Source organism: Naumannella huperziae, from assembly GCF_054073625.1.
Window position 1 is genome coordinate 223051 of the sequence record NZ_JBSXPH010000001.1, and the last position, 13232, is coordinate 236282.

General features: G+C 69.4%; 12 protein-coding genes. 4 read left to right on the forward strand and 8 right to left on the reverse strand.

All coding sequences use genetic code 11. The features are described 5' to 3' along the window. Positions 1 to 279 precede the first annotated feature (279 nt). Positions 280 to 987 (reverse strand): oxidoreductase, encoded by a 708-nt coding sequence (locus tag ACXDC7_RS01065; protein ID WP_459220897.1) that lies wholly within the window; start codon positions 985 to 987, stop codon positions 280 to 282. Between the two features lie 54 nt (positions 988 to 1041). On the opposite strand from ACXDC7_RS01065, the gene ACXDC7_RS01070 reads away from it, so the two are divergent. The 3 genes from ACXDC7_RS01070 (at position 1042) to ACXDC7_RS01080 (ending at position 3892) form a co-directional block, all read left to right on the forward strand. Then, on the forward strand, positions 1042 to 1794 hold the full coding sequence (locus ACXDC7_RS01070; protein WP_459220898.1) for a class I SAM-dependent methyltransferase: 753 nt from the start codon (positions 1042 to 1044) through the stop codon (positions 1792 to 1794). Between the two features lie 140 nt (positions 1795 to 1934). Then, complete coding sequence (locus ACXDC7_RS01075; RefSeq protein WP_179445212.1) at positions 1935 to 2285, forward strand: DUF485 domain-containing protein; 351 nt, start codon at positions 1935 to 1937, stop codon at positions 2283 to 2285. A gap of 11 nt (positions 2286 to 2296) precedes the next feature. Further along, positions 2297 to 3892: a solute symporter family protein gene (locus tag ACXDC7_RS01080; RefSeq protein ID WP_179446539.1), complete on the forward strand. Its 1596-nt coding sequence runs from the start codon at positions 2297 to 2299 to the stop codon at positions 3890 to 3892. Between the two features lie 39 nt (positions 3893 to 3931). Here ACXDC7_RS01080 and ACXDC7_RS01085 read toward each other — a convergent pair whose 3' ends face one another. From ACXDC7_RS01085 to ACXDC7_RS01110, 6 genes are read right to left on the reverse strand one after another with little or no spacing between them, the layout of a single operon-like run. Continuing rightward, positions 3932 to 5065: an ABC transporter ATP-binding protein gene (locus tag ACXDC7_RS01085; RefSeq protein ID WP_459220899.1), complete on the reverse strand. Its 1134-nt coding sequence runs from the start codon at positions 5063 to 5065 to the stop codon at positions 3932 to 3934. Further along, on the reverse strand, positions 5062 to 6192 hold the full coding sequence (locus ACXDC7_RS01090) for an ABC transporter ATP-binding protein (RefSeq protein ID WP_179445210.1): 1131 nt from the start codon (positions 6190 to 6192) through the stop codon (positions 5062 to 5064). Before ACXDC7_RS01090 ends, ACXDC7_RS01085 begins: the two co-directional genes overlap by 4 nt. Then, positions 6192 to 7061, reverse strand: a complete 870-nt coding sequence (locus ACXDC7_RS01095; protein ID WP_459220900.1) for a carbohydrate ABC transporter permease — start codon at positions 7059 to 7061, stop codon at positions 6192 to 6194. Before ACXDC7_RS01095 ends, ACXDC7_RS01090 begins: the two co-directional genes overlap by 1 nt. Before the next feature lie 2 nt (positions 7062 to 7063). Continuing rightward, positions 7064 to 8032 carry a carbohydrate ABC transporter permease gene (locus ACXDC7_RS01100; RefSeq protein ID WP_459220901.1) on the reverse strand — a complete coding sequence of 323 codons (969 nt, stop codon included), beginning with the start codon at positions 8030 to 8032 and terminating at the stop codon, positions 7064 to 7066. A gap of 39 nt (positions 8033 to 8071) precedes the next feature. After that, positions 8072 to 9466 (reverse strand): extracellular solute-binding protein, encoded by a 1395-nt coding sequence (locus tag ACXDC7_RS01105; RefSeq protein WP_459220902.1) that lies wholly within the window; start codon positions 9464 to 9466, stop codon positions 8072 to 8074. Continuing rightward, the gene (locus ACXDC7_RS01110) at positions 9463 to 10587 is read right to left on the reverse strand and encodes an alcohol dehydrogenase catalytic domain-containing protein (RefSeq protein ID WP_246292599.1); all 1125 of its coding nucleotides are present in this window, start codon (positions 10585 to 10587) and stop codon (positions 9463 to 9465) included. The genes ACXDC7_RS01105 and ACXDC7_RS01110 overlap by 4 nt, the downstream gene beginning before the upstream one ends. Before the next feature lie 129 nt (positions 10588 to 10716). On the opposite strand from ACXDC7_RS01110, the gene ACXDC7_RS01115 reads away from it, so the two are divergent. Further along, positions 10717 to 11706, forward strand: coding sequence for a sugar-binding transcriptional regulator (locus ACXDC7_RS01115; protein WP_459220903.1), 990 nt, complete (start codon positions 10717 to 10719; stop codon positions 11704 to 11706). Positions 11707 to 11715: 9 nt separating this feature from the next. On the opposite strand, the gene ACXDC7_RS01120 is transcribed toward ACXDC7_RS01115, so the two are convergent. Then, positions 11716 to 13212, reverse strand: coding sequence for an FGGY family carbohydrate kinase (locus ACXDC7_RS01120; RefSeq protein WP_218843812.1), 1497 nt, complete (start codon positions 13210 to 13212; stop codon positions 11716 to 11718). Positions 13213 to 13232: the final 20 nt, after the last annotated feature.

Sequence of the window (13232 nt, forward strand, 5' to 3'; positions counted from 1 at the left end):
CACAGCGATCGGGGTCTTCCCTTCCGGGCGGCGGAGGGGTACAACTGGTGCAAGGCCTTCACAACGGAACAGGTACCCACGCGGCGACCAGAACCATCCATGGGTTGCTGAGTTCCGAGGCTTGCCTCGGCCAGCATTGATGAACTGCACGCATGGTCACCTCGGTTCCCATGTGCAGGGCGGCGCCCGTCGTGAGACGGGCGCCGTTTCTTGCGCGAGCCCGGCTTGACCTCCCGTGACACGCCAGCTCCGGCGTACCGATGAATCAGCTCCGGTGAGTCAGTTCTGGCGTACCGGCGACACTTCGACCCCGTGGGCGAACGCGTCCGCGCAGTGCAGGATCCACGCGCGTACCCCGGTCCCGCCGGCCGCATAGCCGGCCAGTGCCGCGTGGTAGCTCGCGCCCGCGGCCAGATGCCCGGCCTCGGGGACCAGCACCCCCGCGGGGTCGAGGCCCGATCCGATCTGCACCAGCCGCTCGGCGGCGCGCGCCACCAGGCCGCTGCCCGGCCCGAACGCGCGCGTGCTGGCGATCTCGGCGTGGACCACCGCGCCGAGCACCAGGGCGGGGGCGGCGGTGCGCCCGGCGATCAGCGCGTACAGGTCGGCCATCCGGCCCGCCGCGGGGCGTTGCAGCCGCCCGAGAGCATCGTCGTCCAGCACCCCACGCGCGGCGAGGGTGTGCAGCCGTGCCAGCACCCGGCCGGGCTCGCCGCGAAACTCCGCGGCCAGCCCGACCAGTTCCGTGCTCAACCGGACCGATCCCGCGGTCCAGTCGCGGCCGTCGTCGGCCTCGATCGCGGCCGACGCGCGGGCGGCAGCCAACAGCGCGCGCGCCGAGACCTCCGGCGAGATCGCGCGCAGGCCGCGGTCCCGCAACACGGCGTCGGCGGCGTCGCGGGCGGACGCGACCGCGGACGGTACGCCCTCCGCGCGCGCGAGCCGCCCGAGCGGGTCGTCGGGCCTCGGGCCATCGGTGTGAGCCATCGCGCCGAGTCTGCCAGCCCGCCTCGGGGGTCGGCGGACGACTAGGGTTTCGGCATGAGCACCCGGCCTACCCCCTTCGGAGCCGACAGCGTCCGTTGGGCCCTTCCGCACGAGGGGATGCGGGTGCTCGCGCTGGGCCGGCTCGGCGGCCTGGCGGAGCTCGCGTCGGCTGCCGGTTGCCTGGTCACCGCGCTCGAGGGGACCGCCGCCGAGGCCCAGCGGATGGCCGGACGGGTGAACGGCGGGGCGGTCCGGGCCAGCGACGAGGACCTGCCCTTCGCCCCCCACACCTTCGACCGGGTGCTGATCGGCGAGGGCTTCGCCGCCGGCCGTTCCCGCGCCCGCGCGCTGCCGGAGATCGCCCGGGTGCTGCGCGCCGGCGGCCGGGTCGTGCTGGCGCTGAACAGCCGCGACGACACCGTGCCCTGGGTGAAGCGCCTCGCGCGACTGGTCCAGCAACTCGACTCCACCGCGATGCGCGGCGACTACGGCACGGACGCGATCGAGGCCATCGAACGCAGCGAGCATTTCGCCCCGGCCGAGCACCGGACCTGGCGCAACTGGGTGCCGATCGACCGCGGCGGCCTGCTGGACATGGTCGCCAGCCGGCCGACGGTGCAGCGCCAGCCCGAGGCCGAGCGGGACCGCGTGCTCGGCGAGATCGCGGCGCTCTACGACAGCAGCGCCCGCGTACCCGATCCCCTCCTACTCCCCTTCCAGACCGTCGCCTGGGCGGCCACCGTCGACCATTCGCGGCTGGATCTCAGCCACGTCACCGAGAGCGTGCAGATCCGGATCGACCACTGAGCGGCTCGGCGACGGCGGGTACGCGACCCAGGTAACGGAATCACAACGAACCCGCGAGCCGACATACCGACCGCCGATCGGGGCATGCGATGCTGCCCGGGGCCGACAGGGCTTCCCCGGGGCCGACAGGAGGGTCGACGATGACTGATCCGGCATACGAGGCGGAGAGCCCGCGCGAGCATCAGGCGTACCAACGCATCGCCGAGAGCGCGGAGTTTGCCACTCTGCGCAAGCGATATCTGTCCTTCGTCGTACCGGCCACGGTGGTGTTCATGGCCTGGTACATCCTCTACGTGATCTGCAACAACTGGGCCCGCGGCTTCATGAACACGCCGGTGATCGGTCACATCAACGTCGCGGTGGTCTGGGGCCTGCTGCAGTTCGTCTCGACCTTCGCGATCGCGGCGCTGTACGCCAACTACACCAAGAAGAAGCTCGATCCGCTCGCCACCGAGCTGCGCGAGGGCTTCGAGCGGGAGGTCGAGCGGTGAACACCAGCAGCATGCTGACGATCGGGCTGTTCCTCGCCGTCGTCGCCCTGACCATCGGGATCACGATCTGGGCCTCGCGCAACACCAAGGGCGCTGCGGACTACTACGCCGGCGGTCGCGGCTTCTCCGGATTCCAGAACGGCCTGGCCATTGGCGGCGACTACATGTCCGCGGCGTCGTTCCTGGGCATCTCCGGCGCGATCGCGCTCTACGGCTACGACGGCTTCCTCTACTCGATCGGCTTCCTGGTTGCCTGGCTGGTGGCGCTGCTGCTGATCGCCGAGCTGTTGCGCAACTCCGGGCGCTACACGATGGGTGACCAGCTCGCCTACCGGATGCGGCAGGTGCCGGTGCGTACCGCCGCCTCCGCCTCCACGATCGTGGTGTCGATCTTCTATTTGCTGGCCCAGATGGTCGGCGCCGGATCGCTCGTCGCCCTGCTGCTCGGGGTGACCGGCAACCAACTCCTGCAGAACATCGTGATCGTGATCGTCGGCGCACTGATGATCATCTATGTCACCTTCGGCGGGATGAAGGGCACCACCTGGGTGCAGATCGTCAAGGCCGTGCTGCTGATGATCGGCTCTTTGTTGATCACGATCCTGGTGCTGGCGATGTTCCGGTTCAACATCTCCGACCTGCTCGCCGCCGGCGCGGAGAATGCCGGCAAGGGCGAGGCCTTCCTGCAGCCCGGCCAGCTCTATGGCAAGGACCTGGTCGGACAGTTCGACTTCTTGTCGCTCGGCCTGGCCCTGGTGCTCGGCACCGCCGGCCTGCCGCACATCCTGATCCGCTTCTACACCACGCCGACGGCAGCCGCGGCGCGCAAATCGGTGTTGTGGGCGATCGGTCTGATCGGGGCCTTCTACCTGATGACCCTGGTGCTCGGCTTCGGCGCCGCCGCGCTGCTCGACACCGGTGACGGATCGGCGGTACGCAAGTCCAGCGGCAATGTGGCATCCCCGCTGCTCGCCGAGGCCGTCGGCGGTGGCCCCGGCAGCATCGGCGGCGCGGTGCTGCTGGCCCTGATCTCCGCGGTCGCCTTCGCGACCATCCTGGCGGTCGTGGCCGGCCTGACGCTGACCTCGGCGACCTCGGTCGCTCACGACCTGTACGCGACGGTGATCAAGAAGGGCCGGGTCAGCGAGGGCCAGGAGGTACGCGTGGCGCGGATCGCCGCCATTGTGATCGGCGCGATCGCGATCGGTCTGGCGCTGCTCGCCCAGGGCCTGAACATCGCCTTCCTGGTGGCGTTGGCCTTCGCGGTCGCCGCGTCGGCGAACCTGCCCGCCCTGCTCTACAACCTGTTCTGGAAGCGGTTCAACACGCTCGGCGCGGTGTGCAGCATCTACGGCGGGTTGATCATCACCGTCGGCCTGGTGATCTTCTCCCCGGTCGTCTCGGGCTCGGAGAAGTCGCTGATCCCGTGGGCCGACTTCGCCTGGTTCCCGTTGAACAACCCGGGTCTGGTGTCGATCCCCGCGGGCTTCCTGCTCGGTTTCATCGGCACGATGCTCGGCAAGGAGTCCGCCAGCGAGGAGGGTTACGCCGAGCTGTCGGTGCGCTCTCTCACCGGCGCCGGTGCCGAGAAGGCCGTCAAGCACTGACCGTCCCGCGCCGTCCCGGCCCGCCGGGCCGGGACGGACTCAGCGGATCCGGTCTCCGGACCGGGAATCGAAGAGGTGTACGCGGTCCGGGCGCGCCCCGAAGCGCACGGTGTCCCCGGGCCGCCAGTCGACCTCCGGCGGGGTCTGTACCAGCAGCGGCTGTTCCACTCCCCTGACCCGGACCGACGCCTGACCGAACTCGAGCAGGTCCTCGAAGTTGATCACGGCACCGCCGAGGCCGCCCGTGGCGTCGTCGCCGAGGACCTGGGTGTCCTGGGGACGCAGGCCGACCATCACGGTGTCGCCGAGCCGGGCATCGACCGCCGCGGTCTCCAGCACCCCGTCGCCGACCCGGACGGCGAGCCCGCCGTCTGCCCTGACCACCTCGCCGGCGAACATGTTGATCGCCGGCTCGCCGACGAACTCGGCGACGAAACGGTTGGCGGGGTCGTCGAAGACCTCGTCCGGCGTACCGAACTGCTGGATCACGCCCGCGTCCATCACCGCCATCCGGTCGGCCAGGCTCAGCGCCTCCAACTGATCATGGGTGACGACGATCGTCGTGTAGCCGAACTCCCGCTGCAGGAGCTTCAGCTCTCGCCGCACCCGCTGCCGGGCCGAGGCATCGAGGTGCCCGAGCGGCTCGTCGAGCAGCAGCACCGGGGGCTTGCGGATCAGCGCCCGGGCCAGCGCGACCCGCTGCTTCTGCCCGCTGGACAGCCCGGCCGGGCGTTGGTCGAGCAACTCGGTCATGTCCAGCCGCTTCGCGATCTCGTCGACCCGCGCATCGGCATCGGCGACCTTGCGCGCCCGGAGCCCGTAGGCGAGATTCTCCCGCACCGTCAGGGGCGGATACAGCGCGTAGCTCTCGAATCCCACGCCGACATTGCGCTTCCCCGGTGGCAGGTCACCGACCGAACGCTCGCCGATCAGGATCTCGCCCGACGTCACCGTCTCCAGCCCGGCGATCATCCGCAGCGTGGTGGTCTTTCCGCAGCCGGACGGGCCGAGCAGGGCGATCAGCTCGCCCGGCGCGATCTCCAGATCGATCGACTTGACGGCCTCGAACGACTCGCGACCGCGGCTGGCATAGATCTTGCGCAGCTTGTTCAGCACCAGCCGCTGCGGCGCGACACCCGATCCGGTCGCCCGCGACGTGACCGCCGTGCTCATCGTGCCTCCTTCGCCGGTCGCGGCGCCGCCGCCCCCAGCCGCTCGGTCTCCTCGCCGTCCCCGCCGGCGGCGAAGACGTGTACCTGGTGCAGCGGGACGCGCAGGCGTACCTGATCTCCCTCGGCGGGCCGCAACTCCGCGGCGTCGACGACAATCAGGTCGGTACCCGCGACATCGACGGTCAGTTCGATCTGCCGGCCGAGCCGCTCGGCCAGGCGTACCCGACCGGTCAGCTCGAGCGCCTCGCCAGGGCCCTGCTCGCCATGATCGACCTGGATCTCGCTCGGACGGAGCCCGAGCCGCACCCGATCACCCCGGCCGAGATCAAGATCGGCACCGGGCGTGAAGCTCGAACCCAGGGTCGATATCCGACCGTCGCTCACCTCTGCGTCGACGATGTTGATCTCCGGCTGGCCGAGGGCCTTGGCGACGAAGGTGTCCGCCGGCGTACGCCAGACCTCGGCCGGGCTGCCGATCTGTACCAGCCGTCCCGACCGCAGCACCGCGATCCGGTCCCCGAGCGCCAGCGCCTCCTGGTAGTCGTGGGTGACATACAAGGTGGTGGTGTCGGACATCTGGCCGAGCGACTTCAGCTCGGCCCGCATCGCGGCCCGCAGCTTGGCGTCCAGGTGGGACAGCGGCTCGTCCAGCAGATAGATGTCGGCCGGCCGGACCAGCACCCGGCCGAGCGCCGTGCGCTGCCGCTGACCGTTGGACAGCTCGCGCGGCAACCGTTCCAGCAGGTGATCGATGCCCAGGGTCTGGGTCACCGCGGCGATCCGGTCGCGCTGCTCGGATTCGGAATAGCGACCGGTACGCCCGGAGCGCAGCGGCGAGGCGAGGTTCTGCGCCACGGTTCGCTGCGGGTAGAGGGCATAGGACTCGAACGCCATCGCCACATTGCGGTGGTAGGGCTCGATCCCGGTCATGTCCCGGCCCGCGATCTCGACCGTGCCCTCGTCGGTCTCGACGAGCCCGGCGATGCCCTTCAGGGTCGTCGTCTTGCCCGCCCCGGAGGGCCCCAGGATGACGAAGAACTCGCCGTCGCCGACGGAGAAGTCCACCCCGTCCACCGCGGCCGTCTTTCCGTAGTGCTTGCGCAGTCCGCGCACCTGCAAGGTTGCCATCAGCTCTTCACCGCCCCGAAGGAGAGTCCGCGAACCAGGTAGCGCTGGATCGTCAGTGCGAGGATCAGCGGCGGGAGCGCCCCGAGCAGGGCCGCGGCCGCCGTGAGGTTGTAGTACGCCTGACCGCCGCCGCCGAGATAGCTGGTGATGGCCACGGTGACCGTCGATGCGGCGGAGTCGGCGAGGATCAGCGGGAACATGTAGTTGTTCCAGGCGAAGATGAAGGCCAGCAGCGCCGCGGCGGCGATGCCGGGCCGCACCATCGGCAGCGCGATCATCCAGAACGCCCGCCGCCGGGTGTAGCCGTCCAGCAGGGCCGCCTGCTCCAGGTCCTCGGGCAGGTCAGCGAAGTAGGACCGCAGGATCCACACCACCAGCGGCATGGTGACGAGCTGCAGCACCCAGATCATGCCGACCGAGGTGTCGAACAGCCCGATCTGGTTGTAGATCACGAACAGCGGCACGATCACCATCAGCTCGGGCGCGAACCGGAAGGACAACATCGTGAACATCAGGTCGTCGCTGCCGCGGAACTTCCAGCGCCCGGCCGCATAGGCCGCCGGGATGCCGATCAACAGCGACACCAGCACCGCGCCGCCGCAGTTCAGCAGGCTGGTCAGGATCGCGGTCTTGAAGTCGACGCTGGTCAGTTCGGTGCCGCGGTCGGTGAGCACGGTGACGAAGTTCTCGAGCGTCGGGGAGAACACGAAGTAGGTCGACGTCTGTTCCGCGGGCGTCTTCAGCGCCAGCAAGATCATCCACAGGATCGGGAACAGCGCGAAGACGAACCAGGCGATGATCGCCAGGTCGGCGACGATCCCGCCGCCGGTGATCCGACGCTGGCCGGGTTTGAGCTCTCGGGTTGCCATGATCACTCCTCCGCCCCGGCCGCGCGGCGCTGGGCCTTGCCGAGCACCGACACCAGGTAGCGCGCGGTGATGAAGACGATCACCCACAACAACAGCATGTAGGTGCTGCCGCGGGAGTAGTTCTGGAAGATGATCGAGTCCTCATAGGCCCCGATCTGCAGGGTACGCGTGGCGATGCCCGGGCCGCCCGCGGTGAGGACGTAGATGTGGTCGAAGACCTTCAGGCAGTCCATGAAGCGGAAGATCACGGCGACCAGGATGTAGGGCCACATCATCGGCAGCATGAGCCGGCGGAAGGAGTACCACCAGCCCGCACCGTCCACGTCCGAGGCCTCGAACGGTTCGCGTGGCAGCGACCGGATCCCAGCCAGCACGAGGATCGCGACGAACGGCGTGAAGATCCAGACATCGACGATGATCGAGGACCACAGGGCCATGTCGCGGCTCAACCAGTCGAAGGACGAACCGAGCCCCAGCACGTAGTTCAGGACGCCGAACTGCGGGTTGAACATCAGCTTCCAGATCACGCCGGCGATCACCGGGGCGATCATCAGCGGCAGGATCAGCACCCGCTCGAAGATCCGCCCGACCAGCGAGGACCGGTTCAGCAGCAGCGCGATGATCACGCCGAGCACGGTCTCGACGACGGTGGCCACCACCGCGTAGGTCAGGGTGATCCGGACCGACGCCCAGAAGTCGGTGTCGCCGAGCACGGAGACGAAGTTGGCGAATCCGACGAACCGTGGGTCGGGGTTGGCCGCCGAGTAGTTCAGGAACGCATAGATGGCCCCGAGCACGAACGGGTAGAGGATGCCGATGACGACCAGCACGGCCGGCACGGACAGCAGGTAGGGCCGCATCCGGCGGCGCCAGCCGGGGACCGGCGTACCGGAATCGCCGGCACGGCCGGATCCGGCCCGATGATCATCGGGCGATCCGGTGTCGGGCTTTTCGCCCGCGGGGGCAGTCATCGTCGACTCCCTTCCATGGTTGGGTCGGCGCGCGGCCGCTCAGACGTTGACCTTGGAGGCGGCGGTCCGGGCGAACGACTCCAGCCGTTCGACCGGATCGCTGCCGGAGTAGATGTCCTGGAGGGCGACCGCCCAGCCCTGGGTGGTCTCGAAGAACTTGGTCTGCGGGGTGAACTGGATGGTCGAGGAGTCGATCACGGTCTCGAACGCCTCCAGATAGCCGGGGAACGCGCCGAGGGTCTGCTTGAAGGCGCCGTCGAAGACCGAGGCCCGGGTCGGGTCGGCGAAGGCGGAGCGGGTGGCGGCCGACATCGCCTCCTTCCCGGTGGCCCACTGGATGAACAACCAGGAGGCCAGCTTGTTCGGCGAGGCCGAGTTCATCGCCAGCGACCAGGTCCACAGGTTGGTGGCGTAGCTGCCGCCGGGGCCGGCCGGCCCCGGGTGCCAGGCCAGGTTGCCCGCCTCGGCGCTCGCGCCGGGCAGGTTCTGCGGATAGGTCGCGCTGTCGGCGTCGTAGACCATCATGGCGCTGCCGTTGCCGAGGTCGCGGGTGCAGTCGGGGTACTCATAGGTCGTCCAGGACACGGGCCCGGCGAGCTGGGCCAGCTCGACCCACTGCTTCTGGAACTCGATCGCCTCGGGCGTCGCCATCCCGGGCCGCAGCGTGCCGTCGACCACCTCGTAGTCCTTGGCGCCCATCCGCGAGTACTGGGTCATGAAACCCGGGTGGATGGTCGCCCACGACTTCGAGCCGCGGAACGAGACCCCGTAGTGGCCGTTGGCCCGATCGGTCAGGTCGACCGCGAGCTGCCGGAAGTTGTCCCAGTCGTCGGCAGGCTTGATCCCGCGGGAGTCGAAGAAGGCCTTGTTGTAGCAGATCACATTGTTCTCGAAGCCCCACGGGATGGCCCACTGGCCGCCCGTGCCGAGCGGTGAGCCGAGCCGGAAGTCCCACGACGTGGCGCGGCGCAGTCCCTCGTAGATGTCTTCGAAGTCGTACTCCGCGCTGGTCGCGGCGCTGTTGTCGATCCACGGGCGCAGATCCTCCAGCCACCCCGGCGGCCCGTACTGCCAGATGAAGTAGGCACCCAGCATGAACACGTCGGGGTTGCCGGCGCCGCCGGCGAGGGCGGTGTTCAGTTTGGTGAAGTACGCCGACTCGGGCACCAACGTGACCTCGACCTCGATGCCGGTCAGCTCGGTGAACTCCGCGAGCAGCGGCTGGAAGGCCTGCTGGTAGGGGTGCGGGGTCTGCAGCAGGCGGATGGTCTGGCCGCTGACCTTCTTCCAGTCGAATCCGCCGGTGACGGCGGCGGCGCCGTTGGGATGGTCGACGCTACCGCCGATGCCGCAGCCGGCGAGCGCGCCGGGCAGCGCCGCCCCCATCCCGGCGAGCCCCGCGGCCCGCAGCACATTGCGGCGGGTGATGGTCACGGCTGACCGCCCGGGATCAGGCTGACCTTGATCGACTCGCGTCCGGAGTCGACCAGGTCGATGCCGCGCTTGAACTCGGTGATCGGCAACTGGTGGGTGACGATGTCGTCCAGCGGCAGTCGGCCCTGCTCCACCATCCGGATCGCCGCGGGCCAGCAGCGCGGACCGAGATGGGCGCCGAGAACGTCGAGCTCCTTGTCGTCGGAGATGATCGACCAGTCGACGCTGACGTCGTCCTTGAACACCGAGTACTCGACGAATCGGCCGAGCTTGCGCAGCAGGTTCAGGCCCTGCGGCACCGCCGACGGGTGTCCGGTGCCCTCCAGATAGACGTCGGCGCCGTAGCCGTCGGTCAGCTCCTTGATCTTCGCGACGGCGTCCTCCTCGGCGATGTTGATCGTCATCGTCGCACCGGTACGCTTCGCCAGCTCGAGCTTGCGCTCGTCCATGTCCAGGGCGATGATCTCCGCCGGGAACTTCGCGGCGGCACCGGCGATCATGCCCAGGCCGATCGGGCCGGCGCCGGCAACCACCACCACGTCGTCGAAGGTGATCTGGGCCCGCTCCACCGCGTGCAGGGCGCAGGAGAGTGGTTCGGTGAAGGCGGCATGCGCCGCCGGCAGATCGGAGCTGATCTTGTGCACGATCGACCGCTGCGGGTAGACCATGTACTCGGCCATGGCGCCGTTGAAGTGGCGGAATCCGAACATGTCGTGCACCTGGCACATGTGGTAGTTGCCCGTCGTGCAGTAGCGGCACTCCCAGCAGGGGACGATCTGCTCGCCGACGACGCGGTCGCCGACCTCGACCCCCCAGTGCTCGCGCGCGGCATCGTCCAGCTCGACGACGGTCCCGGTGAACTCGTGGCCGGGAACGACCGGGGTGACGATCCACTGCTCGCGGTTGGCGTCGCCCCAGAACTTCGCGGCGCCGTGGTAGCACTTCAGGTCCGAGGCGCAGATGCCGACTGCTTCCACCTTGACCAGGAGCTCGCCCGGTCCGCGGGTCGGGACCTCGATCTCCTCCAGCCGGTAGTCCTCCGGCCCGTAGCAGACGACCGCCTGCATGGTCTTCGGCAGGGTCGCCGTCTGCTGCTCCTGCGCGCTGACTCCGTTGTCCATCCGAGAACTCCCTCGACGCTGGGTGGGTTGATCAGACCGTAGCCAGACTCCTGCACCAATGTCCAGAACATTGGTTCAGACAATCTTGCCGGCGGAACGGATGTTCACACCGAGCGGTACGCTCCGCCCATGGCGCAGCGTCACAAGCCCCATGCGCGGCACGTCCCCACCGAGCGGCAGCCGACGCGCTTCTCGCCGTCGCAGCTCTACGAGGCGGCCCGGCTGTACTGGAACGAGGACGCGACCCAGGCCGAGATCGCCGAGGCGCTCGGCACCAGCCGCCCGACGGTGAGCCGCCTGCTGGCCGAGGCCAGGGAGGCCGGCATCGTGCACATCGAGATCCGCAAGCCGAGTGCCACCGGCCTCAGCGCGCTCGCCCGCGAGCTGACCCGCTGCCTCGGCATCCGCTCGGTCCGGATCACCCCGCCCGGCAAGGGCCTGCCCGCGGGCCGCGTACTCGCCGGCGCCGTCGGGGAGGCGCTGCGCGATGCCGGCCTCGGTCGCGGCGACGCCCTGCTCGTCTCCTCCGGCTCGACCGTCCACGGCGTCTCCCAGGAGGCCCTGCCGAACCTGCCGGGCGTACTCGTCGCACCCACCGTCGGCGGCCAGAACGAGATCGACTCCTCCTACCAGACCAACGAGATCACGCGACGGGTCGCGGTCAAGATCGGCGGCACACCGGTGCTGCTGCACGCGCCCGCGCTGCCCGGCCCGGAGCTACGGGAATGGTTGATCAAGGACCCGCAGGTACGCCAGGTGCTCCGGCTGTGGAAGACGGCCAAGTGCGCATTGTTGGGCGTCGGGGCGCCGCCGCTGACCCGCACCTCGCTGCCCTCCGTGCTGCCGACCGATCCCGTCACCCTGCGCAATGCCGTCGGTGACATCTGCGTACGCCCCTACGACGCCCAAGGCACCCCGATCCCCTTCCCCGGTTCGGATCGACTGATCGCGATGGACCTGGCAGCGTTGACCAAGATCCAGCACACCATCGCCATCGCGATCGGCGAGAACAAGATCACCAGCATCCGGGCGGCGGCCCGGGCGGGCTACTTCAACACCCTCGTCACCGACGTCGACACCGCCAATGCGCTGCTCGGCTCGTGCCCCGAACCGGACTGACGTCGCCGATCAGTCGTCGAAGGCCGACTCCTGGTGGCGGGCCAACACGTGCACCAGGTCGCGGGTCGCGGGATAGAGCTCGGTGTAGATGTCGAACAGCTCGGCGTAGGTCTCCCGATTGGCCGGATCGGGTTCGATCAGCGAGCCGATCCGGGTCCAGTCGGTCTCCGGCGGCACGATCTGCGTCCCGATAGCCGCCAGCAGCGCGTCGCCATAGCTCGCGCCGATCGTCTGCTCCGGAAGCTCCTGCGGCCGGCCGAGCACATCGCTGACGATCTGCGTCCACAGCCCGCCCTGGGTGCCTCCGCCGACGGCGACCAGCCGCCCGATCGGGCGTACCGGGTCGTCGAGGAAGTCGACGATCTGACGGATCCCGTAGGCGATCCCCTCGTAGGCGGCGCGAAAGAGATGTCCGCGGGTGTGCCGCAGGGTGAGCCCCGCGATCACCCCGCGGGCACGGGAGTCGAAGATCGGCGTCCGCTCGCCCGCGAAGTAGGGGAGCATGATCAATCCGTCGGCGCCGGGCGGGACGGCGGCCGCCTCCGCGACGAGCTGTTCGAACGGCACGCCACCGGTCAGCTCGGCGAGCCAGCCGGTGAGCGAGCCGGACGTGGCCATGCCCGCGGCCAGGGTGTACTGGCCCGGGTCCACGCCAGCGGTCGTCCACAACATCGGGTGCACCGATCGTTCGGGCAGCACCTGCACGAAGAACATCGTCGAGCCGTACATCAACATCAGGTCGCCGGGATGGCGTACCCCCACCGAGAATGCCTCGGACCAGGCGTCGATGGTCCCGGCGGAGACGGGCACGCCGGCGGGAACCCCGGTCGCCCGCGCCGCCTCGTCGGTGACCGTGCCGACGACCTCGTGCGGCCAGACCAGTCGCGGCGGGGTCAGGTGGCCGATGATCTCTGCGGACCAGTCGTCGGCCCAGGCATGCGCGGCCAGGTCGTAGAGCGGATCGTTCTGGCTGGCGGTGTGGTGATCGAGCACGTAGGCGCCGGTCAGCCTGGCCGCGGCCCAACTGGAGGAGTTGTACCAGCGCCGGGCCCGGGCGAACGTCTCCGGCTCGTGCCGTGCGACCCAGGCGATCTTGGGCCCGACGGCCTGGGTGCTGAGCGCCTTGCCGGCGCGCTCGACGATCGCGTCGGCACCGAACCGCTCGGTCAGTTCCTCGATCTCGGCGGTCGCGCGCATGTCGATGCCGTAGAGGATCGCCGGCCGGACCGGGCGATCGTCGGCATCGGTCAGCAGCAGGCACGGCCCGACGCCCGAGACGCACATGCCGGCGATCCGGGCCGGGTCCACGCCGGCGACGAGCTCGCGGCACACCTCGACCAGATCACCCCACCAGACGGTCTCCGCATCGACCTCGGCCCAGCCGGGCCGCGGGAGCTGCATCGCGTGCCGCCGGGACGCCGTCGCCACGATCTCGCCGTCGGGAGTGGTGAGCACCCCCTTGGTGCTCGCCGTGCCCATGTCGACGCCCAGTAGCAACTTGTCCACGTCCAGCATTATCGCGGCAA

Bases quoted from the DNA above. Each gene is read 5' to 3' on its own strand.
- ACXDC7_RS01065 (WP_459220897.1), bottom strand. From the start codon at position 987: ATGGCTCACACCGATGGCCCGAGGCCCGACGACCCGCTCGGGCGGCTC.
- ACXDC7_RS01095 (WP_459220900.1), bottom strand. From the start codon at position 7,061: ATGGCAACCCGAGAGCTCAAACCCGGCCAGCGTCGGATCACCGGCGGC.
- ACXDC7_RS01090 (WP_179445210.1), bottom strand. From the start codon at position 6,192: ATGGCAACCTTGCAGGTGCGCGGACTGCGCAAGCACTACGGAAAGACG.
- ACXDC7_RS01115 (WP_459220903.1), top strand. From the start codon at position 10,717: ATGGCGCAGCGTCACAAGCCCCATGCGCGGCACGTCCCCACCGAGCGG.
- ACXDC7_RS01110 (WP_246292599.1), bottom strand. From the start codon at position 10,587: ATGGACAACGGAGTCAGCGCGCAGGAGCAGCAGACGGCGACCCTGCCG.
- ACXDC7_RS01075 (WP_179445212.1), top strand. From the start codon at position 1,935: ATGACTGATCCGGCATACGAGGCGGAGAGCCCGCGCGAGCATCAGGCG.
- ACXDC7_RS01080 (WP_179446539.1), top strand. From the start codon at position 2,297: ATGCTGACGATCGGGCTGTTCCTCGCCGTCGTCGCCCTGACCATCGGG.
- ACXDC7_RS01100 (WP_459220901.1), bottom strand. From the start codon at position 8,032: ATGACTGCCCCCGCGGGCGAAAAGCCCGACACCGGATCGCCCGATGAT.
- ACXDC7_RS01085 (WP_459220899.1), bottom strand. From the start codon at position 5,065: ATGAGCACGGCGGTCACGTCGCGGGCGACCGGATCGGGTGTCGCGCCG.
- ACXDC7_RS01070 (WP_459220898.1), top strand. From the start codon at position 1,042: ATGAGCACCCGGCCTACCCCCTTCGGAGCCGACAGCGTCCGTTGGGCC.